The 25622-nt window shown below is 42.5% G+C and carries 22 protein-coding genes and 1 pseudogene; 6 read left to right on the top strand and 17 right to left on the bottom strand.

The window, feature by feature from the left end:
• Positions 1-29: 29 nt before the first annotated feature.
• The 5 genes from nth to ACR5KR_RS03225 form a co-directional block, all read right to left on the bottom strand.
• Positions 30-719, bottom strand: coding sequence for an endonuclease III (gene nth / locus ACR5KR_RS03245; RefSeq protein ID WP_448265419.1), 690 nt, complete (start codon positions 717-719; stop codon positions 30-32).
• Entirely contained in the window at positions 695-1795 is a 1101-nt protein-coding gene (gene rseP, locus ACR5KR_RS03240) for an RIP metalloprotease RseP (RefSeq protein ID WP_448265418.1), read from the bottom strand. The genes nth and rseP overlap by 25 nt, the downstream gene beginning before the upstream one ends.
• Before the next feature lie 171 nt (positions 1796-1966).
• Positions 1967-3247 carry a serine--tRNA ligase gene (serS, locus tag ACR5KR_RS03235; protein WP_448265416.1) on the bottom strand — a complete coding sequence of 427 codons (1281 nt, stop codon included), beginning with the start codon at positions 3245-3247 and terminating at the stop codon, positions 1967-1969.
• Between the two features lie 193 nt (positions 3248-3440).
• On the bottom strand, positions 3441-3770 hold the full coding sequence (locus tag ACR5KR_RS03230; RefSeq protein WP_445627799.1) for a hypothetical protein: 330 nt from the start codon (positions 3768-3770) through the stop codon (positions 3441-3443).
• A 226-nt stretch (positions 3771-3996) separates the two neighbouring features.
• Positions 3997-4575: a DUF3611 family protein gene (locus ACR5KR_RS03225; RefSeq protein ID WP_445627800.1), complete on the bottom strand. Its 579-nt coding sequence runs from the start codon at positions 4573-4575 to the stop codon at positions 3997-3999.
• A gap of 597 nt (positions 4576-5172) precedes the next feature.
• Between ACR5KR_RS03225 and ACR5KR_RS03220 the strand changes: the two genes are divergently transcribed.
• Together ACR5KR_RS03220 and ACR5KR_RS03215 are read left to right on the top strand one after the other, a co-directional pair.
• Entirely contained in the window at positions 5173-5520 is a 348-nt protein-coding gene (locus tag ACR5KR_RS03220; RefSeq protein WP_445627801.1) for a PadR family transcriptional regulator, read from the top strand.
• A gap of 52 nt (positions 5521-5572) precedes the next feature.
• Entirely contained in the window at positions 5573-6103 is a 531-nt protein-coding gene (locus tag ACR5KR_RS03215) for a cofactor assembly of complex C subunit B (protein ID WP_322698287.1), read from the top strand.
• A gap of 448 nt (positions 6104-6551) precedes the next feature.
• Here the strand turns inward: ACR5KR_RS03215 and ACR5KR_RS03210 are convergent, their stop codons facing one another.
• Positions 6552-6869, bottom strand: coding sequence for a DUF3155 domain-containing protein (locus ACR5KR_RS03210; protein WP_041566316.1), 318 nt, complete (start codon positions 6867-6869; stop codon positions 6552-6554).
• Positions 6870-7156: 287 nt separating this feature from the next.
• Here ACR5KR_RS03210 and ACR5KR_RS03205 point away from each other — a divergent pair, with 287 nt between their 5' ends.
• Positions 7157-8512: a GAF domain-containing sensor histidine kinase gene (locus ACR5KR_RS03205; protein ID WP_445627802.1), complete on the top strand. Its 1356-nt coding sequence runs from the start codon at positions 7157-7159 to the stop codon at positions 8510-8512.
• A 39-nt stretch (positions 8513-8551) separates the two neighbouring features.
• Here ACR5KR_RS03205 and ACR5KR_RS03200 read toward each other — a convergent pair whose 3' ends face one another.
• The 3 genes from ACR5KR_RS03200 to ACR5KR_RS03190 all read right to left on the bottom strand — a co-directional run bounded on the left by ACR5KR_RS03200 (position 8552) and on the right by ACR5KR_RS03190 (position 11487).
• A complete protein-coding gene (locus tag ACR5KR_RS03200; protein WP_448265415.1) occupies positions 8552-9439 on the bottom strand; it encodes an aldo/keto reductase family oxidoreductase in 888 nt (295 codons plus the stop codon).
• 250 nt (positions 9440-9689) lie between these two features.
• Entirely contained in the window at positions 9690-10514 is an 825-nt protein-coding gene (locus tag ACR5KR_RS03195) for an SDR family oxidoreductase (protein WP_448265414.1), read from the bottom strand.
• A 7-nt stretch (positions 10515-10521) separates the two neighbouring features.
• Positions 10522-11487 (bottom strand): quinone oxidoreductase family protein, encoded by a 966-nt coding sequence (locus tag ACR5KR_RS03190; protein ID WP_445627805.1) that lies wholly within the window; start codon positions 11485-11487, stop codon positions 10522-10524.
• Between the two features lie 278 nt (positions 11488-11765).
• Between ACR5KR_RS03190 and ACR5KR_RS03185 the strand changes: the two genes are divergently transcribed.
• On the top strand, positions 11766-12701 hold the full coding sequence (locus ACR5KR_RS03185; protein ID WP_448265413.1) for an AraC family transcriptional regulator: 936 nt from the start codon (positions 11766-11768) through the stop codon (positions 12699-12701).
• A gap of 318 nt (positions 12702-13019) precedes the next feature.
• Here the strand turns inward: ACR5KR_RS03185 and ACR5KR_RS03180 are convergent, their stop codons facing one another.
• From ACR5KR_RS03180 to ACR5KR_RS03145, 8 genes and pseudogenes are all read right to left on the bottom strand, one after another.
• Positions 13020-14261, bottom strand: coding sequence for an S-layer homology domain-containing protein (locus tag ACR5KR_RS03180; protein ID WP_445627807.1), 1242 nt, complete (start codon positions 14259-14261; stop codon positions 13020-13022).
• Between the two features lie 559 nt (positions 14262-14820).
• Positions 14821-15450, bottom strand: a pseudogene (locus ACR5KR_RS03175) (S-layer homology domain-containing protein); the annotation flags it as partial.
• 1643 nt (positions 15451-17093) lie between these two features.
• Entirely contained in the window at positions 17094-17807 is a 714-nt protein-coding gene (locus ACR5KR_RS03170) for a conjugal transfer protein TrbI (protein ID WP_448265412.1), read from the bottom strand.
• A gap of 100 nt (positions 17808-17907) precedes the next feature.
• On the bottom strand, positions 17908-18051 hold the full coding sequence (locus tag ACR5KR_RS03165; RefSeq protein WP_448265410.1) for a hypothetical protein: 144 nt from the start codon (positions 18049-18051) through the stop codon (positions 17908-17910).
• A 157-nt stretch (positions 18052-18208) separates the two neighbouring features.
• A complete protein-coding gene (locus ACR5KR_RS03160) occupies positions 18209-19939 on the bottom strand; it encodes an NACHT domain-containing protein (protein WP_448265409.1) in 1731 nt (576 codons plus the stop codon).
• Positions 19940-19963: 24 nt separating this feature from the next.
• Entirely contained in the window at positions 19964-20119 is a 156-nt protein-coding gene (locus tag ACR5KR_RS03155; RefSeq protein WP_448265408.1) for a hypothetical protein, read from the bottom strand.
• Entirely contained in the window at positions 20116-21162 is a 1047-nt protein-coding gene (locus ACR5KR_RS03150) for an IS4 family transposase (protein WP_448265407.1), read from the bottom strand. Before ACR5KR_RS03150 ends, ACR5KR_RS03155 begins: the two co-directional genes overlap by 4 nt.
• Before the next feature lie 154 nt (positions 21163-21316).
• Positions 21317-21880 (bottom strand): hypothetical protein, encoded by a 564-nt coding sequence (locus ACR5KR_RS03145; protein WP_448265406.1) that lies wholly within the window; start codon positions 21878-21880, stop codon positions 21317-21319.
• Between the two features lie 162 nt (positions 21881-22042).
• On the opposite strand from ACR5KR_RS03145, the gene ACR5KR_RS03140 reads away from it, so the two are divergent.
• Complete coding sequence (locus ACR5KR_RS03140) at positions 22043-22237, top strand: hypothetical protein (protein WP_448265405.1); 195 nt, start codon at positions 22043-22045, stop codon at positions 22235-22237.
• Positions 22238-22592: 355 nt separating this feature from the next.
• A complete protein-coding gene (sbcC, locus tag ACR5KR_RS03135) occupies positions 22593-25619 on the top strand; it encodes an exonuclease subunit SbcC (protein ID WP_448265404.1) in 3027 nt (1008 codons plus the stop codon).
• The last annotated feature ends 3 nt before the right edge of the window (positions 25620-25622 follow it).

The raw sequence follows: 25622 nt of genomic DNA, 5'->3' as shown, positions 1-25622 counted from the left end.
TCCATCAATTCTGGGGTTACTTGTGTCGCTTATCCTACAACCACTGGCTTATTTGCAGCCGGACATAAATCGGCAAGCTCACAAGCAACGCAGACAGGAGAGCGGGCTTTACAAATAGCACGACCGTGATAAATCAGCCGAATTGACCAATTTTCCCAATCAGACTGAGGCAATAAATCCATTAAATCTTGCTCAATCCGAACGGGGTCTGTATGTTCAGTTAAACCCAAGCGTTCGCACAGGCGCTTGACGTGAGTATCTACTGTCACGCCAGCATTAATGCCATAACCATGAGCTAGGACTACATTTGCTGTCTTGCGCGCCACACCTGGAAGCTTTAATAATTGCTCCATTTGGTTGGGGACAACAGAGTTAAACTCAGTGACAATCATCCGACAGGCGGCTTGAATGTTCTTGGCTTTATTGCGATAAAACCCTGTTGAACGCACCAAACTTTCTAATTCTACTAAGTCAGCGATCGCTAAACTCGCTGCATCAGGAAACCGAGTAAATAATGCTGGTGTCACTTTATTCACCCGCTCATCAGTACACTGAGCAGAGAGAATCGTTGCCACCAACAGTTGTACTGGCGTTGAGTAATTTAAAGAGCAAGTAGCATCTGGATAAAGACGCTTCAGCCGAGCTAAAATTTCTATCGCTCGTTGCTTTTTAGATAAAGATTTGCGGGTAATGCTCACTGGAACAATTTTTGTACCCATTCCAATTGGCTAGTTAATTGGGTGGTTTCTTTGACGATCAGAAAAATTCCTAAGCCTAAGAGTAACACCAAACCGGTTTGCATTACACTTTCTTGAATTCGGGCGGGTACTGGCTTACCGCGTAAACCTTCAATCACCAGAAAAGCGAGTTGTCCGCCATCCAAAGCTGGTAAAGGCAAAATATTGATAATAGCCAAGTTAATGCTGATAATTGCCGCAAAAGACAACAGATTTGCGCTATTATCATCAGCTAATTTTGCCCCGATTTTGACAATATTAACTGGGCCAGAAACTTGTCCAGCAGTTTGTTGAAAGTTGGTAATCAACTGACCAAAACCGCTGAGTGTCCCAACAAATAATTGCTGAAACCTGTTAGCAGCAAGACCAAAAATTTCAAAAGGACTATTAGGACGGCGATAAATTGCTGTAGCATTCGGACTGAGTGCCACACCAACTACGCCTTTGCCATCGGCTCCCAGTTTCGGCGTTAATTTCAGGGTTTGTTGTTGTTTTTCCCGCAGAATTTTCAGTTCGATTTGCTGATTGGGGTGAGTTTGAATTTCTTTGGTCAGCAAAGGAGTTGATTTGTCAGAAGCCGGGAGTTCTCGACCGTTAACAGCCAGAATAATATCTCCTTCCCGAATTCCTGCTTGGTAGGCAACAGATTCTTGATTAACAGGCTGGACAATTACACCAGCTTGATAAGTTAATTCTTTGGGAATGCCGACGATACCCAATTGCAGAGCCAACACCAAGTAGGCAAATATTAAATTTGCGATCACTCCAGCACTGATGACAATCGCTCGGTCTAAAACTGGACGGTTACGCAGCAGATTTGGGTCATTGGGTGGAACATCGCTATCGGGGTCATCATCGGGAAAGCCCACAAAGCCGCCCAAGGGAAAGGCGCGGACAGCATATTCGGTTTGCGAACCTTGGTACTTTAAAAGAACTGGGCCAAAACCCAAAGAAAAACGGTTAACGAGAATGCCTTGAGAACGTGCTGCAACAAAATGTCCCAACTCGTGTACCAAGATCAAAACAGCCAAGACTGCGATCGCTGCTAAAACTGACATAGAGTAAATTGTGAAGATATTAAGCTATAGTTATCTCTATTCTAATTGGGCATTGGGCGTTGGGCACTTGTACTGAGCGACTTGCCCTGAGCGGAGTCGAAGGGAGCCGAAGTATTGGGCATGGGGTATGGGGCATAAGTCATTAGTAAAAGACAAATGACTAATGACAAATTATAAAACTTCACGTCCGAAGTAAGGTTGCAACACTTCTGGTATCCTCACCGTCCCATCGGGTTGTTGATAATTCTCCAAAATTGCTGCCATCGTCCTTCCCACCGCCAAACCCGAACCATTCAGAGTGTGTACAAACTGAGTACCTTTCTTCCCCGCCTCTTTGAAGCGAATATCAGCCCGTCGCGCCTGGAAATCTATCGTATTGGAACAGCTAGAAATTTCGCGGTATTTGCCAGAAGAGGGCAACCAAACCTCTAAATCATAAGTTTTGGTAGCGGCAAATCCCAAATCTCCAGTACTTAAATTTACGACTCGGTAAGGCAACCGCAACGCCTGTAAAATTGCTTCTGCATTCCCTACCAATTTCTCCAGTTCATCAAAAGACGTACTAGGTTCGACAAACTTCACCATTTCCACCTTGTTAAATTGATGCAGGCGAATTAATCCCCGCATATCGCGCCCATAACTACCAGCTTCGCGGCGAAAACAGGGAGTAAAGGCACAGTGGTAAATAGGCAAATCTTCAGCAGCGAGAATTTCACCCCGATAAAGATTTGTAACTGGAACTTCCGCTGTCGGAATCAGCCACAAGTCATCATCAGCGCATTTAAAGCTTTCTTCCGCAAATTTGGGTAATTGACCGGTCGCCGTCAAAGACTCAGTATTAACTAACAGCGGTGGACTGACTTCCACATACCCAGCTTGAGTATGGAGACTCAGCATAAATTGAATTAATGCCCTCTCCAATGCTGCACCAGCGCCTATTAATGTCACAAAGCGACTTTGGGCAACTTTTACAGCTCGTTCAACATTGAGAATACCCAGCTTTTCGCCAATTTCCCAGTGAGGCAGAATATTCGGATTTTGGGGAATGTACTCATCACCCCAACGCCGCACTTCTACGTTATCTTCCTCATTCTTTCCAAGGGGTGTGGAGTCGCTTGGCAAGTTTGGAAGTGCCAACACAAGTTGAGCAATTTCAGCTTTGAGGTCTTTTTCTTGAGGTTCCAGTTGACTCAACCTCGCTTTGAGAGAGTTACCTTCATCCCGCAAAGCTTGAATTTCTGGGTCTTGAGGATTGATCCCAGATTTAATCTTCTGGCCGACAATTTTACCAATTTCGTTGCTACGGGCTTGGAGTTGACTACGCGTCCCCTCAAGTTCCCGTTGTTGCCGATCTAACAGTAATATCGGTTCGATGTCGTATTTACCACTACGACTATTCAATCTTTCTTGAACTAATTGGGGATTTTCCCGTATTTGCTTGATATCCAGCACAGATTTTTCTCAATTTTTAACCTAAAATCTTCCTGTCAATACAGTTAACACATAAGCATTTAGCATATAGTAATTTTGCTTTGCTGTAACTGCAAAAACAAAGTTTATTAGAAAGATCAGTTTCAATCTCTGAGCAAGATTTTACCCTAGCATGATTGCCAGGGCTAAGAAACCATATAATGCATTAAACCAATCATGAATTCGTATTTTGAGTCACTGTCGTTTCAGAAACCTGAGCAAGACTCTGATCGTTACCATTATTGTTATCAACGGCTGCAAACGTCCTTTGAGTGATATTCGGTGGTTCCTTATCGTCTCTAGTTTGTCCAGGTGAAGGTAACCAGTATGCAAGCACACCTGATAAACCACCCCAGTAAAGCGCAATATTCTTGTCGTCCTGTGGTGACGAGCCTGATGAGGCAAGCTTGAAAATGCACAGCCCCAACACGATGCTACTAAAGAAAACCTGTACGCCAAATCTCCATAGGTCTTGATTAAATTTCTGTGCTGGTTGATTTCTCATGGTGTCAAATTGATTTTTCATGGTATCAGACTTCTAAAAAAGGTACATATTATCCCTGTGCTAGTTTTGGCATCACCTACTACTACAGCTTGGTAAAATTCATAATTACGTGTACTAGTAAGATGTTTTTCAAGGATTATGTAGTTGTCTTCACACCCAGTTTTGTCTGTTTCGGAAAAATTATGGTTAACTTCTTTAGACTTTTGAAAACTCAGCACTCATATTATTAGGGTCGGTTAATGCGATTGAGTAACCAAAGTGACGCCACCAGTCCTGCAAAGTGGGCTGAGACGGTGTTGGTGTTTGCTTGTACTACAAGCATATCTAGACCGCTAATAATCCGGGTAGGGTCAAAAAATTGGGTAGTTATCGCTTGTGGAGATATGGATCGTGCTACCAGTGTGCCAACGATCGCCTGCGCCCCCAAAAGAGTCACTAGCGTTCCTGCTAAATTCACCCACACCCCTAAGCGTAATACTTGCACAGTCTCACTTTTTCGAGGACGGTTGCTGGGATTGGAGGATTCCAATTGCTTGCCAATTCTCGTATAACGGTAAGCTAAATAAATCCCCCCACCCAAAACAACCAATCCACAAATTGCTAAAAATACACCAAAGCCAGTCCCAGGATTATTACTAGGACTGCCAGTTCTTTGATTAAAGATGGCGAACAGCAGCACAATTATGCTAGAAACAACGCCTAGTACTAGCTGAATCCAGAAGCTAATCCAACCTGTAAGGCGAAAAGTTTGGGCAATTGCCCTAAGAGTTGAGGAAGATGATGGGGCATTGGGAGTTTGTGACATAGCGATCGCTAATATGCTGGGTGCAAGATATAAGGAAGGCGAGGAGGAGAGGACGAAGGGAGTTTAGCGCCTTCTTTGATAAATTTACTATCACACTTGTCAAATAAGACAAGAAATTCTGCGATCGAGGAAATCATAAATGGTTACTACTTAAGTATGTCTACAGACGTAGCACTTCGATCTCAGATATATTCCATAGCTTAAGATTTTAGAATTTGCATTGGGAAAATCACTGTAAAACAAAGTGTTTATTAAGCTTTACAGACAAAATAGCATTTTACCTGTAAAATTTCTTCGATGGCATTTTATTGCTTAAGCAGCTCGGCATCAGTTAACACCAAGATACTGAGTCTTTCACTGTCTGTTCGCTCCTCACCACACCGTATCGAGCTTGAGTGGGGGTACATTGTTTTGTGCCCCTAAAACTCGTAAACTCGCCCCACAACTTCACAGGCGTGGGTAATTGTTTGATGTTTACCCTTTGGAAATCTCGTCTAAGTAGCTTTATATGTATTACTCGCGTAGTAGTAGCACTGTATACTGTCTACAAGGATTGTAGACTTTACCCTAAGGCATTTTTTTAGCCATTCACTAACCATGAAACTTGAGGATATATATCAATTTTTTGAGAATCCTCCGCCAACTTACCTTTGTCAGGAACTAGCAGTTTGTTACATACTGTCTGTTTTATTACAAGGTGAATCCTACGGAACCGAGTTGATTGAGCAATTAGAAACTGAGTATCCCGTCTATCGGCTTTCAGATACCGTACTTTATAGTGCAATCAAATTTCTAGAAGACCAAAAGGCAATCACTGGATATTGGAAGAAACTCGAAGGACGGGGGCGCCCCAGGCGGATGTACCAAGTTTCTCCCGAATGGCAAGTTCAAGCTCAGGATTTAGCTTTTCAATGGCTTAACTACATCAACGGGAGGAAAAAGTAACGAATCATTGATAATGAATAAGTCTCCTCCAATCAAACACTAACAATTAGTTATGGATACTGCTATTTTGCCATCTACCTTCCTGCTAACCTTGTTGTTATCGGTTGGGCTGTTTTTCTTTATTCGTGCCTCGACTAAAGACCGCACAGAAATAGCCCACCTAGTATCTGAGCAAGATGAAGCTGTTTTAATGTCTCAATTAAAAGAGTATTTTCGATCGCGGTCTTACCGAGTGGCAGCGGTAGACCGAGAACAGAATCAGGTAATTTTTGAAGGTAATGTTCGTCCCAGCTGGTTCTTAGCCATATTTCTCACTTTACTAGCAGCGATTGGGATTGTTTGTCTATCTCTGGTTGCATCCCTGCTTTTTCCTAGCCTGAGTACCCTTGTTCTGGCGATGGTACTGCTGTCGCCTTTAAGTGGTCTATTTTATTGGAAAAAATCTGGAAGACTTGAGAAGGTATCGCTCAAAGTAGAAACAACTCAGAGCGAACAAACCTCCTCAAGTAAGATTGCTGTAGTTGCCCATCGAGATGAACTGGGCGAGTTGCAAAGGACTCTACAGCTCAAGCCTGGGAAATAATTGATTTTTGCGACCATCTCTTAACTATGATATGCAGACTTCTGACCTAACCTACTATGCAGGCAATGGAAAGTAGTCAGGAGAAAATCAAGACTGCTGCTTTGCCAGTTTTCCCCACGACTTTGGTTGTGGGGAAAAAATTTAAATTCATTAACTTAAATTCGTTGACAGAGCAAACTTTAACCATCTACGGCATAAGAGCGCAACTTCACTCTTCTTTTTAGAGGCACTTGGCTCTATACCCATTCCCTTCTGCGTCATCAAAGTAGTATCAATCCATGCAATCTAGCGTGGTTTGAAACAGGTTCACTTTCCAACTACCTGGATTAGATTTACTGGCAAATCAGCTACAAACTAAAAAAAAATTAAATTTTGCATAAACTTAGCAATTTTGCCAGTTAATAGTAGTCAGGAGCCACATTCAATGCTCAAGATGACCATCTATGGTTCACCGACTAGCTAAAGCAAGAGGTTCTTGACCTGGTGAAGGTTCCAACACCCTCAAACTAGGAAACAAGAAATGATTTTCCTCTACGTATTGAGCACCAAACAGTCCCTTTTCTGCCCAGAAATAACGATCTGTAGTGTGTTCATTTCGCTTTACAAGTAGCAACGCTGGTGGCAAAATTCCTTCAGCTTGAATGAATCTTCTTGCTGCTGTCACAGGCTTTTCTTCGCCACTTTCGATGCTATATTGAGGCACGTGTTCCAAAATACGCCGTCCTTCCTGACGACGACGACTCTTCCTTTTGCGTCTCCTTGCCAATATACTGTCCTCCTCTTTCAAGCTATAGATTGTAGTGATAGCTACAAAATCCGTCGTCATTATATAGGTTCTAGTTTAGAATATCAATAGTTTTTAACCTTTTAATATAAGAAAGTTAATATCTTTGAAACATAGAGAAAAGCAAATTACCTAAGAATATAATTTCCTAGTACAAACCATCTCTTTTGAAGATTTTAGTTAAGCTTGATGAAATGAGTGAGGTAAAAATTAAGTATCCTCTCTTACATCATGCCTCAAAATCTATAATCTTGAGCAAAAGCTAAAAAATGTTAATGTCTGCCAGTTCTGATTTTCTTGCTCTGTGTCGAGAGCAAATAGCGCTACTAACCCAAGGGCTAGGAGCAACTTTAAGTATTGTGTACTTAACACAAGAATTGGTAGATACTCCTTCTGGCGATGCCAAACTGATTCCTGTGGTGATTTACCCGGAAACAGCATTATTGCTGCCAGGAGAGGAAACTATTGAAGCGACGGCATACAAGCAACTTCAAGTTGGAAATGCATTTATATTACCCAATCATCAAAGAAGGTTATTGACAGCAGGTTCAGAACCTCCAACTTCGTCACGAGAGTCTGAGATACCAGATGCGTCTCAACCCGATCTCAAAGAGGAATACCTACTTAGTGGCAACCAAATTGTTTTACCTTTGATTTATGAGGGTGTGATGATGGGGTTATTAGTGACAGGTAGGAAAGACCGGCTATGGAATGAACACGAACAAAGTCAGATTCAACGGATAGCCCAAACATTAGCGATCGCTTGTATTTTAGATCAGCGGCGAGCATGGTTTGAGCAACAGTTGCGCGAGCAACAAATTCTTCAAGAAAAACAGCGGGATTTGCTAGATAACCTGTTGCATCAGTTTCGTAACCCATTAACGGCGTTACGGACTTTTGGCAAACTGTTATTGAAACGACTACGACCAGCAGATGCTAACCGGGATGTGGCAAATAGTATTGTCAGAGAAAGCGATCGCCTTAAAGAATTACTGCAACAATTTGAACAAGTAATTGACTTGACAGAGGCAGATTTAGCACCACTACATCTACCGGAAGATGGAGTATTTGTAGAAGCAACTATTCAAAAATCCGCTAAACCGCCGCTATTATTGCCGGGAACGGGAGATAAAGCAGTTGACTGCTCCCTAGCAGATATATTAGAACCATTATTAATATCAGCCAAAGCGATCGCCCAAGAGCGAAAGCTAAAACTAATAACTGAAATTCAAGAGAATTCATCCCTAGTACGTGCTAATGTCAAAGCATTACGAGAGGTGTTAACTAATATTATTGATAATGCTTTGAAATACACTCCCAGTGGTGGCAAAATTTTGATTCAAGCAGGGCAAAAAAAAGCTCATTTTCAGGGAATAGTTATTAGTGATAACGGGCCCGGCATTCCACCCCAGGATTTAGAACATCTTGGAGAACGGCATTATCGCGGTGTACAAGCGCAAACAGAAATCCCTGGCACAGGTTTGGGGTTAGCGATCGCTAAACAACTAATAGAGCAAATGCAGGGCGAAATTGAGGTTTTCAGCCCTGCAATCAACTCTAAATTCACTTCACCAAATGCGCCGGGAACTACATTTATTATTTGGTTGCCGGAAGTTGAGAATTAGTCTATTGAAAACAAGTTATCCCGTTTTCCTTTAATGTTTTTACTGAACCGCAGTTGTAGCGATCGCGTCGAGATGTGCGATCGTTTGCGGTGAAAGTTGCAGGTCTGCCGCTTTGATGTTTTCGTGCAGATGACTAATGGATGACGTTCCGGGAATTAACAAGATGTTCGGCGATCTCTGAAGCAGCCATGCCAAGGCGACCTGCATCGGTGTGGCTCCAAGTGATGCTGCGACAGCATCGAGGGCTGATGATTGCAACGGATTGAACCCACCCAGCGGGAAGAACGGCACATAAGCAATTCCCTGCTTTGCGAGGTCGTCAATGAAAGCGTCATCTTCCCGGTGCGCTACGTTGTACTGATTCTGCACGCAGACGATTTCTGCGATCGTTTGCGCCTCTGCCAACTGCGTAGGTGTGACATTGCTCAAACCGAGGTGACGAATTAATCCCTGCTCCTTAAGTTCGGCTAAGGTCGTTAGCGGCTCTGCAAGAGAACCCTCCGATGGCCCGTGAACGTTACCCATCAAGCGGAGATTGACAACATCGATCGCATCGAGTCCGAGGTTACGCAAGTTGTCGTGAATCGCCTCGGTCAGCTCCTGCGGCGACATCGCGGGAACCCACGATCCATCTTCAGGACGACGCGCTCCAACCTTGGTGACGATCGCTAAATCTTCCGGGTAGGGATGCAGCGCTTGTCGGATAATCTGATTCGTGATGTGAGGTCCGTAGAAGTCGCTGGTATCGATATGATTAATGCCAAGGGCGATCGCTTCGCGCAAAACAGCAACGGCTGCATCCACATCTCGCGGCGCACCCATTACATTCGGACCCGCGAGTTGCATAGCACCATAACCTATGCGCTTCACTGTGATTGAAGTGTTCGGCAACGTAAAAGTGCCGCCAAGGTTGGTTTGCTCAGACATATTGCGACTTTCTCCAAAAATTTTTTAGTGATTTAATGAAAGCAATTTTGAGAGTCCATTTCTCATTAGACCTCTTGCAAAAGTAACTTTTGCAAGAGGGGGGAAAGGGAAAAGGTTAAAGGGAAAAGGGTTTTGATTAGCCTTTACCCCTTTACCCCTTCCCCTTTTCCCGACTTCTGCAAGAAGTCCATTGATGTCGCTGCGTGCGATCGAAGCCCTCTCCTGGCGATCGATAGATTCCTATCGCTTGTCATTGTTCGTTGCGGCTCGCGAATATTTGCTCATATTCACCGTTCCTTTCAGCAAAGCGATATGCTTTGACACGATTAACAAGGATTTCGCCGTGGGGCGGGTTGGGAGTACTGAGAATCTGCATCACTTCAGCAATAAAGTCAGCCAGTGGCATTGCGGCAGGATCGGTCGCCTGACTAGCCCCGCCAAACTCCGTCTGTACATAGGGTGGGGCAAGTTCAAGAACCTCCACGGAGGTTTCCCGAAGTTGAACGCGGAGCGACTGCAACCAAGAGTGCAAAAAAGCCTTGCTCGCGCAATAAGTCGGATATGGACTGATGGGAACGAAAGCCAAGCCAGAGGTGGTGGTGATAATCGTTGAATGCGGTTGCTGTTTGAGAGTCGGGAGGAGTGCCGCCGTCAGGTGAAGTACACCGACAACATTAGTCTGAATTATAGACTGCATCACGGAGAAATCGATCGGATCTGAGGTGAGGTCTTCCGTCTTACCAATTCCGGCATTGTTGATTAGAACATTGAGTTTAGGGAACTGCTCTCGAATGCGGGAAGCAAAGGCTTCGATGTCCGCCGGATCTTGAACGTCAAGTTGAATCCCGTGCATACCGGAGTGAGCGGCGGTGATTTCGTCGAGAAGATGTTGACGGCGACCCGCGATAATAACTTGATTACCGCGTTGATAGAAAGCCTCAGCAAGCCCACGACCGATGCCGCTTGTGCCGCCAGTAATGAGGATGGTGTTGTCCGTGAGATTCATAGGTATATTTTCCTGGAAAGATGTCAAAATTTGTTGAAAGTTAAGTTGTTGTAAAAGCTGAAAATTCAATCAGCGCTTATTCGCCGCTCACACGCAACACGATTTTGCCCAGATAGTGCTGTTTCATCGCATCCTGCGCTTGTGCCGCCTCTGACAGCGCAAATGTCTGCGCGATGTGAACTTGAAACTCACCGATACCGATCAATCGGTTAAGTTCGTCTAACAATATCGGGTCGGCGAAGCCATTTGCCTTCTTGAGTTCCACCCCGTCGGGCGCTTTGGGTTCGGGCATCACGCCATTAGGAAAGGAGACGATCCCACCCTGACGCACTAAACTCAGCGTAGATTGAACTGTATCGCCGCCCACCAGCACCAGCGCCGCATCGAAGCCATCGGGTGCAAAAGTGCGGGCGCGTTGGGCAATGTCGTCGCTGTGTCCGTCTACTGCTTCATCGGCACCCAATTGTTTAGCCAAAGCTACACCGTCTGCACCCGATGCGATCGCGAAAACGTTTGCCCCCATACGTTTAGCCAGTTGCAGCGCGACGTGACCGACGCCACCACTCGCGCCCCATAGCATTAATTTGGTTTCGCTGCTTATCCCCAGCGCCTGCAAATTGTTTAGCGCTGTTATACCAGCAATGGGTAGCCCGCCTGCCATCAGCATATCGAGACCATCGGGCATCAGCGCGACCGTTTTCTCAGATACGACGACGTACTGAGCATAGCTACCGCCCTTGTCGTTCATGAAGCTTTGGGCGTAAACGCGATCGCCAACAGCAAAACGCTCAACGCCGTCGCCAATAGCAACGATCGTGCCTGCACATTCGCCGCCCAGCACACGCGGAAAGTGGACTTCGTTATACACCAGATCGCCTTCACGCTCCATTGCGTCCCAGATGCCAACTCCGGCGATCTCGATACGAATCAAAACTTCGCCTGCATCTACCATAGGCACGGGTAAGGTGTGCAAAGTCAGCTTGTCAGCATGACCGAACTCGTCCACAGCCATTGCTTTCATTTGTTGCGGAGTATTTTGCATAAATAGGTTCTCCTGCTTATTGCTTCAGTTGTTATTGAGGAGTTCAAAGGCGTAAAACTTTTCAAAGTTTGTTTGGACGGATTGCCATTTCCTCCAAGAAGTTTTTAATTTCAGAAAAGAAATGCGGCATCGTTCTTCGGACTCTTTAAGGTCTTGCTTGAGATACTTTCATCCTACGAATTCGATTCAGCGTTTCCAATGCCTAAAACTCTTCGATCCTTGCCTAATTCTCCAGCATGGATTGCTTGATGACATTTTATAATCGTGTAGGGCATTGAATGAGTCGAGGTACCATGACTTTCGTTATCCCCAATTCTGAGGTAGTTGCAGATCGGTGCGAAGCGCTGGCGGCATTAGTGGCGCGGCACACCGAACCCAATAACAACCTTGTCTATCCAACTGCGATCGCATCATTGAGCTTTTCGCGATCGAATGCGTCATCTGCCATCATTTACCAGGATTATGAACCGCGTCTGGCCATTCTCGTTCAAGGCAAGAAAAACATAGTGCTGGGAGAGGAAACGTATCCCTATGAGATCGGGCAATGTCTTGTTGTCTCAGTCGATCTCCCCATCGGTGGGTGTATTGTTGAGGCGACAAGCGATCGGCCGTATTTGGGATTAAAGCTGACCCTAGACCCAATGCAACTTTGTGAAATGGCTGCTCAAATGAATTTTAGTTCGGCGAAGAAAGAGAACTCCGTCCGAGGCTTATTTGTGAGCAACGCCGATCCCACGTTGCTTGACTGTGCCCTTCGCCTCACTAAGCTCTTAGATACGCCACAGGATATTCCCATGCTGGCACCGATGATGATTCGGGAACTCTACTACCGTCTGCTGATCGGGGAACAAAGTGAAGCTGTGCGTCAAATTGCTACCTCTGGCAGCAGTATGCAGCGAATTGCTGAAGCGATCAAACGGATTAAGTCTAAGTTTACTCAGCCGATGCGAGTCGAGGACTTAGCAAAGCAGGTGAGAATGTCTACTTCATCGTTTCATCAGCACTTCAAACAAGTGACCTCAATGAGTCCACTTCAATATCAAAAGCAGTTAAGACTGTTAGAAGCTCGTCGCTTGATGCTGACGGAAGATTGTGATGCAACCTCTGCTGCTTATCAGGTCGGGTACGAAAGTCCTTCACAGTTCAGCCGGGAATATTCACGCCTGTTCGGTGCGCCACCGATGCGAGACATCGAACGATTACGAACGGCTTGACCGAATAATTACTAATTCGTAATTCGTAATACTTTTATTCTTTCCTCAATCAAAACTTTTCAGTCTACTAAAAGTACCAATCATTGAAATTATTTTTTTAATAATATCTATAAAATTAGTTTTGTCTCACCTCTATAGCGCTATTATCACTCTCATAAATTAATAAACAACGGCATAAAAAACTTGCTTAACTTAAATTTAGTTTCAGGAATTTTCTAAAAGTTTTTAGTTTGATAAAAAAACTAGCGTAAGTACTATATACATACAATATATAGTACTTACGCTATTCTTTCAATTCGGCTTTAAATGTACTAATGACTATCTTAATGAAACCAACAAGTTTTGATTGATGGTCATTTGTAAATCAGTATTTGGGTCAATGGCGATTAAGTCAACACTATTCTTGCCGAAGAACAGACCAACCAACGCACCGATACCAGCACCACCCAAGACTTCTTCTGTGGCAATAGCGCGATCGCCTGTGACAGCAGATACCGCAGTTGCCGCACCTGCGCCCAATACAGTATCCTTGATAATTGAACCAAGACTAGTACCCTTCTTGACGGTTTCAGTTTTGGTAATCACGTCAGAACTAGCATTAAGCTGATACTCTTGACCATTGGTCAAAACTAGTTTCTCGGCAACGAATTGAGAACCGCCTGTAGCAGGTTTGAGTTGACCAACAACTTGGCTCCCAGCAGGAATGACTACAGCTCCGTCTTGCGTTACCACGTTTTGGGATACTGTCAATGTCAAAGGCGATGTTTCATCCTTTGTAACGAGAATTTTTTCTGCCTTGTCATACTTCACAGGAATAGTAGTCCCTTGAGCAATTGTCACTGATGTAGGTGTTGGGGTAGTAGATCCGACAGCCACAACATAAGGCGAGTTAATTGCTGAGGCTTGATTAGAACTAACCAATGCTTGGTAGATAAAAGCTGCTACCTGGGCGCGAGTAGCGGTTGCAGTTGGATTCAGGAAGTTCACATTCGGATAGTTCACCACAATTTTCCTTTCAGTTGCTGCGGCGATCGGGCTACGGGCATAGCTAGCGATGTTAGAGGCATCGTTGAAGTATTGCAGAGTGCTTTCGGTATTACCGCTAGGAGTATATTCCAAACCGTTAGCGAGAGAAACTAAAACCTGTTCGCGGGGAATAGCTTGATTAGGCTCAAAGCGATTACCGGGATAACCAGATAAGAAACCAATGGTATAAGCTTGCTGGATTGCACTGGATGCCCAATAGTTGCTGGGTACATCAGCAAAATTGATTGCTGGCCGTTGCTGTGCTTTTTGGAAAGCTTTGTTAACCATCGCAGCAAATTGAGCGCGTGTCACCGGTTCTTCTGGGCGGAAACTACCATCAGGAAATCCGGCAATTACACCTCGCTGTGACAATTGTTGAATAAATTGTGCTGCCCAATAGTTAGATGAAACATCAGAAAAACTCGTTTGAGCTAAAGATGGTGAAGCTGTAATGAAAGGCGCTACAGTACCGACTGTGACGCTTAAAGCCATGAATGCAGCTGTTCTAGATTGCCAACGATTTAAGTTAAACATTATTTTTTTGCTCCAGTTCTATTATTTTTTTTACTGTTAATTAGTTAGACATTTACTAAAGTACAAGGTTCCTAATTTTTCTGCTTTTTGTCAAAACCATTACTTTAGTCATGCAGTCATCATTAAAACATCTCTGCCAAACGAACTAGCTAATAGAACGTGAGTTCGATGAACCTCTCCCCAACCCCTCTCCGAGGTGGAGAGGGGCAGAAATATTCTTAGTTGACAACGAAAAAATTAGGGTTTCAAAGCCTCTCGAATAGTGGGGGAGAGGAATGGAAATGGGGTTTTTAGAGCCGTCAAACTCACGTTAATAGAAGTAATATCATCACACTATTCTCTATTAGCAGATTTCCAAAAATATAGATACGGAGTGAGACGATCTAGAGAAATAATAGTTGCTGTTAAATACACAATTTTATAGTTAAAAGTGAAGGCGATCGCACACTCTAGTTAAAGTAGTGATCGCCTATTAAATAACTATCTAAATCAACAGATTCTAATTGTGACTGATACAGGTGTTGAAGTAGTAGATCCGAAGTTAATTGCTGACTCTTAACACAACATAAGGCGAGTTAATTGCTGGGGCTTGATTAGAACTAACCAATGCTTGGTAGATAAAAGCTGCTACCTGGGCGCGAGTGGCGGTTGCAGTTGGATTCAGGGATTTCACGTTCGGATAGTTCACCACAATTTGCTTTTGGGCTGCTGCGGCGATCGGGCTACGGGCATAGTTAGCGATGTTAGAGGCATCGTTGAAGTATTTCAGAGTGCTTTCGGCATTGCCACTGGGACTATATTTCAGACCGTTAGCGAGGGAAACCAAAACCTGCTCGCGGGGAATAGCTTGATTAGGCTCAAAGCGATTTCCAGGATAACCAGATAAGAAACCAATAGTATAAGCTTGCCCAATCGCACTAGATGCCCAATAGTTGCTAGGTACATCAGTAAAATTGATTGCCTGCCGTTGCTGGGCTTTTGGGAAAGCTTTGTCGATCATCGCGGCAAATTGAGCGCGTGTCACCGGTTCTTCAGGGCGGAAGCTACCATCAGGAAATCCAGCAATTACACCTTGCTGAGACAATTGTTGAATAAATTGTGCCGCCCAATAGTTAGATGAAACATCAGAAAAAGCAGTTTGAGTTGAAGATAGCGAGGAGCATCCCACTACGATCTGATTGCCTTGCAAAGGATAATTCACTGGATCGCAAACAAAACCTGCCGAATTAGCCTGTATAACAGTCCGCGTTGGCGGATTTTGTTTCTCTAACTCTGATTTCAAATTGTCAGAGATTTTTTCGAGAGTGGGATGCTTACTTAAAAACTCTGAGTCTGCAACAATATCGTGAGGCCCCTTAGCAGTTATCTTAGTGCTATTGAGATAGATATTATAATCATAAACAACGTTTTTGTTTTTAGTGTTGTTATTAATATTTTTGTCAGGAAAAGCATAGAGAATGTTCCTGAGAATTCTGACATCGGATGAGGTATGAGCAAATATTTGCCCTCCATTAATTTCTGGACTCTGATTATTTAAAAAAGCTGTGTTATTTACAATATCAACATGGTCGCTAAAAAATGCATGAATCCCTGAACCACCATTATTAAATGTAAGATTGTTTTTAACTAAAGTACGTCCTTTATATGCGCCCAATTTTGAATTGTCTTGATTTCTTGTACTATCGATAATAATGCCATTACCGTCTGTGATCTTTCCAACTGCAATCCAAGGGATGTACATACGATTGTTGTAGGTCTTGTTGTTGGTAACAAACATCTTGTATCCCTGGTTGTTATCAGAATTCCAATTATTCAACATCGAAATGCCACTGCAACCATAAACGCTGTACCAGGCATTATTAAATACCACATTATTATCTATTGTCACATAGTCTGCTTGAATTGCTGAAATACCTGCTCCTCCACAGTCATGCACTTTGTTGTTCAAAATACGGATGTGATGAACATGACCATTTGTTCGACCATCAATGTTGATACAGTTTCCATTCGTCAGTGGGTTTTGTTTGTTAGTCTTCTGACTCATCGCATAATCAAGGGTTATATTGGGATTGTTTCCCATAACCTCTAACCCGTTGATCTCGATATACGAAGCTTTATTTGAAATCGTGATACCATTCCATGTATTGTGCTGAATTTTTGGGAAATGCCCAGGATATGCTTTATACCTAATCCATGCATTTGCAGTTCCAGAACGTATAATATTTACTACACTCCCAGCTTTGCCTGTATTTGTGTATACTCCGTTCATTATCAATACTGTATCGCCAGGGTTCGTAAGGTCTGCTGCCTTTTGAATTGTTTTAAAGGCAGATGAAGTAGAAAGTCCGCTATTATTGTCGTTTCCACTACCACTAACATAGTATGTTTTCGGTGTTGAATTAGCGCTGATTAGCTCACCGCTAGATAGACTAACTTCCTTGTTAGTGGATACCTGACTGGCGTTTTCAACTAAAGATACTTTTATATTGTCTCCCGGAACCAAAAGACTTAATACTACGGGAATTGCAAGATATGTGCCTAAATTTAAACCTTGAATTACCATAAGAAAAAGCTCCTCGATCGCTACTACTTAATAAAAGTATCAGGATATTCCATAATTTTGAATACTCTTTTAGATACAGAATACAATAGAGCTAATTTTTAAACAAGTATTACAATAAATATCGACATTGATTAAGACGATACAGAGGTGGAATAGTTGCTGTTCAAGAGAATTTTTTAGGGTTAAAAATAAAGGCGATCGCACACTCTAGTTAAAGTGGCGATCGCATATAAGGGATAATTAAATTCACAACTTGAATGAAGTTAAATTTAGTAGCGGGATTGTGGTACTAAATTCAAGTTAGAATTCAGTGTGAGCCTTAAATCCTGTTCAGGTCTGAGGACAAAAGCATCTCTTTCTTTGTTCCGCAAAAGCACACTCGCACCCGCACCCGCAGCCGCACCGAGAACAGGTTTTAAATCGTCAATTCTGCGATTACCAGTAATTAGTGAACCTAAAACACCAGCACCCCCACCAATAGCTGCGTCAGTTAAAACCTGACTGGTGTTGGGCCCCTGTTTAACTCTTTGAGTTGTGGTGTATGTCCGAGAACTTGCGTTAATTGACTGACGTTGACCATTAGAAAATTCTAATTCTTGAGCGACAAACCTTACGCCTTTTCCTTGGTTATCATTTCTATCTCTGGAATAACCATCTAAATCAACAGGTTCTAGCCGTCCATTTATTTTAGTACCAGCAGGAATTAAGACATTTCTATTTCTATCGATAATGTCATTGGCAATTCTCAAGGTTAGAGATTTACTTTCTCCTGGAGCAATAGTAATTGTCTCTTTTTCGTAGGTTACAGGAAGGTTAACTCCAGAAGGAATAGTAACGTTTCCGTATTGCCCAATTCTGTCTTGGTTAATTCTATATTGTGCATTAGCAGGAGTCAAGCTCAATAGGGGACTAATGACGGTTGTAGTAACCGCCATTGCGATAAATGCAACAGTACCAGATTTCCATTGATGTATGCGAGTCATAAGAGGGTTATCCTTTGTATATGTGATGTATTTAATGACGAGGATTCACTGAGTTTGTTTCTGACTGTTTTGGAACCTGTCTGTAGGCGTATACAAGTACTTATTCTGATGGGAAGTTTTTGCGATCGCACAGACGTAAACCGTCATAGACATCGCTTCTCAGAATTTGTATTCTGCTAATGTGCGTTACTAAAATTAAAGATGAAAGGTTTGCACGACCTAAATGAGTATCATTTTGTTCCAAAATGCTGTTTTATTACTCATGTCCACATATTTAAGCCATTGAATAGAGGCGAATGGGTTGACTGTGAACTCTTACTTCCATTCTAGATTTATTTGCGAATATTGGTGAAATATTTTCGTTTTTTTAACGAATAATTCACTATCTATTATATGGGTATTTATGATTGCTGTTGGCGCTGTTTAATCTCTGCGATCGGTAATAGTAAAGTATCTTCTATTTGCTGTCGGACTTCACGGCTGACATAACAATCGCTATTTAGGAAAGATATCAGTAACAAATTAGCATTGTGGTACTGGTTTAGTAACTCCTTCTGCCGTTCGCTAAACTGCCAATTATGACCAACATTACGATGTTTAATTATTACTGCTCTTAATTCCTCTCTCCAAGCTTGCATATCATCTAACCACCATTTCTGAGATTTTTTCCAGTCTTTTCCGTCTGGTAGTTGCTCTTGAAGTTGTTGCAGTGAATACTTGAGTTCTGAGTTAAGGGTTCTGGAGAGAAGTTGAGAGAGATTGAGATCGAGAGAGAGGTTGACTGGTCGACATAGCTCAAAGTCGAGGTCAAGGTCAAAGTTGAGAGGAAGGAAGACTTCGAGAGATCGGGAGAGGGAAACAACTCGGGAAAAGGAGAAGGCTCGAAAGAATGAGAGAGAAAAGTAAAAAGCTCTAACTGTTGCTGGTTTGTAAGAAACCTCAACGGAAATAGATTTCTCTCTTACCCATATAAGAAACTGTTGCAACTTTTGCTCATCAGCCAGACTCGCATCAATTTTCTTTTTTATACACAGCAATAATCGATCTGCACTTGGTGACATTCCAACAGCTAGCAAAAAGACTTCTCGCCAACGTTTCTCGGTCATGTGGCTAACAAGATTTTGTAGCGCCTCTTCTGATGACTGTCTGACAACCACAAATTCTCTAGCAGTGAAATACTCGTGAAATGTAAGGTGACAAAAAGAGTAAATATTTTTTGCCCTGGCTACAACAAGTCCATGATGATGCTCAATTGAATGCAAAACTTGCTCGCTATCAAATTGCAATGCTTCCTCATCAGTATTAGCACCAGGTAAATTGCGGATATATTCTGTAATGTATTGTTCTGCTATTTTTTGTTTAAAGAAATAGTCACCTAACTCAAAGGTAGCCAGAGCAATTTTACTGAGTAAATCTTCTTTACGTTGGACTGACAGCTTTTTATAAACTTGATCGCGCTGAATTCCCCGCTTTGCATCCCATTTTTTTAATAGCGTATCTATTCCTTCTTTGTATAGCTCAGAACGATTTGCTGGAAAATCTCCTGACTCTTCAAATGCTAAACATAACAGTGTTAGTAGGAGCGGACTTATAGCGAGTTCTTGAATTCGGTTATTGTCTTTGAGGAGTTTAATAAAAGTCTTTGATTTTATAGCTTTATTCTTAAACCAATTATTTGCAAAATTAGCAATTTGCTCATCGTCAAAATCAGCAACTTCAACCTCCGTAAACTTTTCAAAAGTATACTCACGTGCTGCAATCCGGCAAGTCATTACAAAGTGATTGTTTGGGAAACGGTCAGAAAACTCACGAATTTCCTTTAATATACGGCTGTTATCTTCTTCTCTAACCTCATCTAAGCCATCGAGTAAAAGTAATACTTTACCGTGAGTTATCACATTTTGAATAGACGTGATAAATTGCGTCTCTAAAATGTTACTTGTTGCAGAAACGTGATTTACGGCATTTTCACTGATGTATTCCAACAATCCAGGTTGATTTAAGGCTTCAGCGAAGTCTTTGAGTGTGATAAAAATTGGCACGCAATTACTCTGAAATTTAGCTTCAATACACTGAATTGCCAAATACTTCAAAAACGTAGTTTTACCTGCTCCTGGCTTACCCAAAATCATCAACTTCAGGGGGCGACAAGCTCCTTAAAGTGCTTGCTGTATAAGCTTCATAGCCCTTAAACCTCGCTGATAATATGCCTGCTTATTGCGAATGAAACCGAGCATTTCCTCGACCCATACTTGACACCCTTGCATTGCTTCTATCCAATTTTGACCCTTACGGGTTCGCCAGTCGCTCATGGGGGAAACCCCCAAGACCGCGCTGGCTCACCATATAAACCTATCCAGAAATTACTGTGACGTTTCTGGGTTCTATTCTTTTCTTCTTGGCGACAAATATAAGAATCAAGTTTTTGAAATTTAGTTCTTTGCCCATGTAACCAAGCACTGGTCATAGCCAAAGCAATTAAGAATATTATTCGTACAAGTCGATCAGGAGTGGCTTGAGAGCTTTCCAAATTGTAGCCACCAGTTTTACAGTCTTTAAACATCGCCTCAATCCCAAAACGTTGAGCATATATTTTGAGAGCAGTGTTTAAATCAGGCAAATTAGTTAATAAATACCAAGCTTCTTTGTCTTGTTTCCCTCTGTACTTTCTTTTCCAATAAACAGCTAAATTGAACCAACCAAAACCTTGTTTTTGAGTAACTTTAACATCGGTATAAAAGGAGCGAACACCAGGATAAATCTCAATGCTACTTAAAGGCTGAAATTTTTGTCTTTTTTGGCGAAAAGTAGTATCCTTTTTTTGACGAAACACAAAACTGAGTTTCTGCTTGTGGAGCCACTGCGCCAGTTCTATGCTATGAAATTCCCTATCCCCAATAATCACTAATTTGTACGTTTTTAACAAGCGGATTACTGGACGTAATACTTTTTGTTGTTCTTCTAAGTTACTGCAACCATCTTTCTCTAACAGACACCAATATATTGGCCAAGCTCTTTTTTGGTAAATCACACTCACCATTAACACATTATTTTCTCTCCACTGCGTTCTATCCATCGCAATAGTTAATTGTGACCCTACCTTAAAATGTTGGTTAATTATTGCTTCAATGATAGGAAACCACAACAATACTACACTTAAGGCATTCAATGTTAAAAACCTTTGTATATGCCGTCTACGACTGTTTTGCTGTATTGGTAGAGGTAAGGTTGCTGCCAGTCTTTCTATCTTCACCTGTTTTTGATTTTGTAACAACCACACCAACATTTTCAAAGTGATTAACTGTGCTTTATTTAGGTATTTTTCTAAGAAGTTTTGGTAGAATGATGCCAGCATTATGACGACGGTCTTAATCAAATTACGAGACCGTTCTTTTTTACCATTAAACTGTACCCTACAGGTAGCCGCTTAATAACTGTACAGTTCATTCTCAATAAATACCCACATTTTTTAAGGGGTCTGTACCTCTCAAACCTTTATCTGGCTAGGTTTAGAGGCGTTTGTCGCCCCTTGAAATCATCAACTTAGGATATTTTTCTACCGCCTCTAGCCCTGGTACTCGTTTTTGAGTAATTCTGCCCAGTCCAAAGCGGTCAAAATCTTGGCTTTTACACTGTTGTAATAATTCATCAATGCCTAACCGCCGCTGTCCAGTGATTTTTTCCAAAATATTAACGCTGGTGTAAATGTCATTCAAGCCAATGGGTTGAGTCATATCTAGCACTCGCATTGTGCCGCAACGTTCTTGAATGATGGGTTTTATCTTTTCGCGTACCCCTTGCACGATCGCATCAATATCAATACTGTTATGCTGATTTACCTCTGGTTCACTGGCTGGTTCAGTAACTAGTTCTTCCCACTCTAAATCTAGCCTGTCGCAAATCTGGACAAAAAGATTGCGGTCAACAGGTTTACCTGTAAAGAACTTTCCAATCGGCTGGCGAGTTACTTGTAAATCTTCAGCTAATGCTTTTTGAGTTAAGGAACAGCGAATTAAAGCTCTTTTTGCTTTTTGGATACCTTCTGGAGAACAGGAAAGCGATCGCCTGGACATAAGCTAACCACCACACTTTTGCTGATTCTAACTACCAATTTGGCAATTCATGCTCATCGCATACACAAGTCACTCATATCTCAAACCTGTATTTAAGCCTAGAACAAACACTCACCTGTCAAAGTATGGATGTAGTGATTCAAACAATTTGCGAGGGAGTCTATGTTATCCAAGAAATTTCCTTCAAGAGATGAAGTGCTAGCTGTTGCAACGCTGATTATGGTAATTGGTTCTCTCACTCTCGCAGTTATCGATGAGAAGAGTCGCCCTCCATTTCTAGATTTAACCAAATTTGCTGTCGGTACATATATTGGATTGTTGATACCTCGGTCAAGGTCAAATGATAGCGATGTCTAAGACAGGCTACGCCTACGCAATTAGCCAATAACAATCCTAAATAATTCCCAAGAGACAAGATCCCCGACTTCTCAAAGAAGTCGGGGATCTGTGACTTTCAATTCTCACAAATCAAATAAGAATGTTTTCTTCTCAGTCAACAGAAAAAAATAACGAAAAGCCTCCAGAAGAGTTTCATTTTTCTTTGAAGACAGTAAAACTTTTTCATGCAACAAGAAAAATTCACTCAGATAATTGTAAATTTTTGTAAAATTGATGTCTTCAAGACTAGAAACCTGATATCTAGATAGCTAAACTAACAAACAGTGCATCTGTACTGTTAATAATTAAAAGTAGATGTGGCGCTATAGCCTGAATGATCCCAGTACAACTTATCCTCAAAAACTTCCTTAGTTACCGTAATGCAACTTTAGATTTTGGCGGTTTGCATACGGCTTGTATTTCGGGTTCCAATGGTGCGGGTAAATCTTCTCTTTTAGAAGCAATCACTTGGGCAATTTGGGGTGAAAGCCGCGCCACTGCTGAAGATGATGTCATCTATTCTGGTGCGAAAGAAGTTCGGGTTGATTTTACTTTCAAAAGTAACCAACAAAAATATCGGGTGATTCGTACCCGAATTCGGGGAGGTACTAGCGTCCTCGAATTTCAAATAGAAATACCATCTGGGTTTCGCTCACTCACTTGCAAAGGGGTCAGAGCAACCCAAGATTTGATTTTAGAACATATTAAGCTTGATTATGATACTTTTATTAATTCTGCCTACTTACGTCAAGGTCGTGCAGATGAATTCATGCTCAAGCGTCCCACAGAACGCAAAGAAATTTTAGCGGAGTTGTTAAAACTCAATCAGTACGATGATTTGGAAGAACGAGCAAAGGAATCTTCTCGTCAGTTCAAAGCCCAGGCAGTAGAGTTAGAGCGTTCTTTGGAGTCGATAAAAATTCAGCTGCAACAACGCCAGATCACCCAAGCGCAAAGAGTGGAGTTAGAAGCCGAACTCAACCAACTGCAACAGGTACAAGCTTTTGATAATATTCAATTACAAAGTTTGCAAGTTGTCCAGCACCAGCGCCAAAATTGGGAACAACAACTTAGCTTTATAAAGCAGCAATACCAAAATCTTACCCAAGATTGCGATCGCCTCCAACAAGAACAATCAGCTATTGGCTCTCAGCTAGCAGATTTAGAAAAAATATTACACCAAGAAGCTGAAATTAAAGCTGGATACGCTCAATATCAAAGTCTCCAATCTCAAGAAGAAGCTTTTGCTGTCAAATTTGAAGAACATACCCGCGCCCAACAAAATCGCCAACAAAAGCAACAACAGCTTACCAAACAAATTCACGAAATCGAACGGCAACTGCAACAAGCCCAAGCGCAACTAGAAGCTTTGCAGCAACAAGAGCGAGATATTCAACAAACTTTAACTAAATCAGGTGAAGTCGAAGCCGCTTTGTCACAACTAGCCGCCGCTCGTCACCATGTTACTCGTTTAGATGAATTGCAAATGCAAGTGACTCCCTTGTTGCAACAACGAGCAACTTTACAAAGCCAACTCGATCGCACTCATGCTGGTTTAGTAGCGCGACTCGAACAACTGCAAAGTACTGAGAACCAATTGCAACGCCAGCACAGTCGCCAACCGCAACTGCAACAAGCGGTGATGGATGTGGCAATTCAGATTGAGGAACTGGAGAAAAAGCGGGTTTATCTGCAACGAGTCCAAGAAAAAGGGCAAGAAAGGCGGCATTTTATCGAACGTTTGCAAGCTCACCAACGGGATTATGAAAAACTGCTGGGAGAATTAGAGCAGAAATTGCAAATGCTGCAAAATCCTGAAGCACTTTGTCCATTATGCGAGCGTCCTTTAGACGAACATCACTGGAGTCGGGTAGTGGAAAAAACCCAAAGTGAGTTAGAGGATACTCAAGGGCAGTTTTGGGTAGTGCGGGAACAATTAGCTGTGTCTGACAAAGAAATTCAGACTCTCAGGCAGGAATATCGCGATATATCCCAACAATTGATGGGCTACGATGGTTTACGCGAACAACGGGGACAGTTAGCAGCGCAGTTAGAAGCGACAACAGATGTGCAAGAACAGTTACAACAAATTGCTGCTGAAAAACAGCATTTAGAGCGATCGCTCCAAGCAGGTGATTACGCTCCCGATAAACAAGCGGAACTCCGGCAGCTAGACCAATATCTGCAACAAGTTAATTATAATGAGCAAGATCATGCCCTCGCTCGGAGCGAAGTTGAGCGGTGGCGATGGGCAGAAATTAAACTCCAGCAAATAAAAGATGCAACTAAGCGACAAGCGCAACTATTAGCCCGAAAACCAGAATTACAATCTCAAATTGCCCAATTACAAGCCAAAATCCAGCAAGAGCAGATTGATTCTGAATGTGCTAAACAAATCGCGGCTCTTGAGCGTCACATTACTGAAATTGGCTACAGTTCTGAGCAGCACAATAATCTGCGTATGGCTGCCAAGAAAGCTCAATCTTGGCATTTGCGGTATCAACACTTGCTATCAGCCCAGCAGCAGTATCCGCAACTCCAGACGAGATTGCAAGAGTTAGAAGAGTCCAGAAGCGCCAGAGTCACGGAGCGCCAAAAACTCGGCAGCCAAATCGAAAGTATTATCCAGCAACTACAAGCAACAGCTAATCCATCTGCCCAAATTCAAGCTTTAGAACAGCAGCTAGCAATCCGCAGACGGCAACTCGACGAGCAAATAGCGAAGTTGGGGCGTTTAGAACAGCTGGCGCATCAACTGGAAATGCTGCAAATTCAGTACGAACAACAGCAGCAGCAATTACAATCTTGCAAGCAGGAATATCGTGTTTATCAGGAATTAGCGCAAGCTTTTGGTAAAAATGGTATCCAAGCATTGATGATTGAGAACGTGTTGCCGCAACTGGAAGCCGAGACAAATCAACTACTTTCGCGGCTGAGTGGCAATCAGTTTCATGTACAATTTATTACACAAAAAGCTGGGCGTAGTGCTAAATCAACCAAAAAAAATGCCAAGCTAATAGACACCTTAGATATTTTAATCGCCGATTCTAGAGGAACGCGAGCTTACGAAACTTACTCTGGTGGAGAAGCTTTTAGAATTAACTTTGCCATCCGTTTGGCTTTGGCGAAATTATTAGCGCAACGGGCGGGGGCGGCGTTGCAATTGTTAATTGTGGATGAAGGTTTTGGTACACAGGATGCCGAAGGATGCGATCGCTTGATTGCCGCGATTAATGCGATCGCTTCCGATTTCGCCTGCATCCTCACTGTTACCCATATGCCCCACCTCAAAGAAGCCTTCCAAGCCAGGATTGAAGTGAATAAAACTCAAGAAGGTTCGCAGTTGAGTTTATCAATTTAATTA

The sequence above is a fragment of the Nostoc sp. DSM 114159 genome, from assembly GCF_053470285.1.
Note: the sequence above shows the minus strand (reverse complement) of the source record. Positions and strands in the feature narration are given on the sequence as shown.

Bases quoted from the DNA above. Each gene is read 5' to 3' on its own strand.
- nth (WP_448265419.1), bottom strand. From the start codon at position 719: ATGGGTACAAAAATTGTTCCAGTGAGCATTACCCGCAAATCTTTATCT.
- rseP (WP_448265418.1), bottom strand. From the start codon at position 1,795: ATGTCAGTTTTAGCAGCGATCGCAGTCTTGGCTGTTTTGATCTTGGTA.
- ACR5KR_RS03230 (WP_445627799.1), bottom strand. From the start codon at position 3,770: ATGAGAAATCAACCAGCACAGAAATTTAATCAAGACCTATGGAGATTT.
- ACR5KR_RS03225 (WP_445627800.1), bottom strand. From the start codon at position 4,575: ATGTCACAAACTCCCAATGCCCCATCATCTTCCTCAACTCTTAGGGCA.
- ACR5KR_RS03220 (WP_445627801.1), top strand. From the start codon at position 5,173: ATGAAACTTGAGGATATATATCAATTTTTTGAGAATCCTCCGCCAACT.
- ACR5KR_RS03215 (WP_322698287.1), top strand. From the start codon at position 5,573: ATGGATACTGCTATTTTGCCATCTACCTTCCTGCTAACCTTGTTGTTA.
- ACR5KR_RS03205 (WP_445627802.1), top strand. From the start codon at position 7,157: ATGTTAATGTCTGCCAGTTCTGATTTTCTTGCTCTGTGTCGAGAGCAA.
- ACR5KR_RS03200 (WP_448265415.1), bottom strand. From the start codon at position 9,439: ATGTCTGAGCAAACCAACCTTGGCGGCACTTTTACGTTGCCGAACACT.
- ACR5KR_RS03190 (WP_445627805.1), bottom strand. From the start codon at position 11,487: ATGCAAAATACTCCGCAACAAATGAAAGCAATGGCTGTGGACGAGTTC.
- ACR5KR_RS03185 (WP_448265413.1), top strand. From the start codon at position 11,766: ATGAGTCGAGGTACCATGACTTTCGTTATCCCCAATTCTGAGGTAGTT.
- ACR5KR_RS03180 (WP_445627807.1), bottom strand. From the start codon at position 14,261: ATGTTTAACTTAAATCGTTGGCAATCTAGAACAGCTGCATTCATGGCT.
- ACR5KR_RS03170 (WP_448265412.1), bottom strand. From the start codon at position 17,807: ATGACTCGCATACATCAATGGAAATCTGGTACTGTTGCATTTATCGCA.
- ACR5KR_RS03160 (WP_448265409.1), bottom strand. From the start codon at position 19,939: ATGATTTTGGGTAAGCCAGGAGCAGGTAAAACTACGTTTTTGAAGTAT.
- ACR5KR_RS03155 (WP_448265408.1), bottom strand. From the start codon at position 20,119: ATGAGCGACTGGCGAACCCGTAAGGGTCAAAATTGGATAGAAGCAATG.
- ACR5KR_RS03150 (WP_448265407.1), bottom strand. From the start codon at position 21,162: ATGCTGGCATCATTCTACCAAAACTTCTTAGAAAAATACCTAAATAAA.
- ACR5KR_RS03145 (WP_448265406.1), bottom strand. From the start codon at position 21,880: ATGTCCAGGCGATCGCTTTCCTGTTCTCCAGAAGGTATCCAAAAAGCA.
- ACR5KR_RS03140 (WP_448265405.1), top strand. From the start codon at position 22,043: ATGTTATCCAAGAAATTTCCTTCAAGAGATGAAGTGCTAGCTGTTGCA.
- sbcC (WP_448265404.1), top strand. From the start codon at position 22,593: ATGATCCCAGTACAACTTATCCTCAAAAACTTCCTTAGTTACCGTAAT.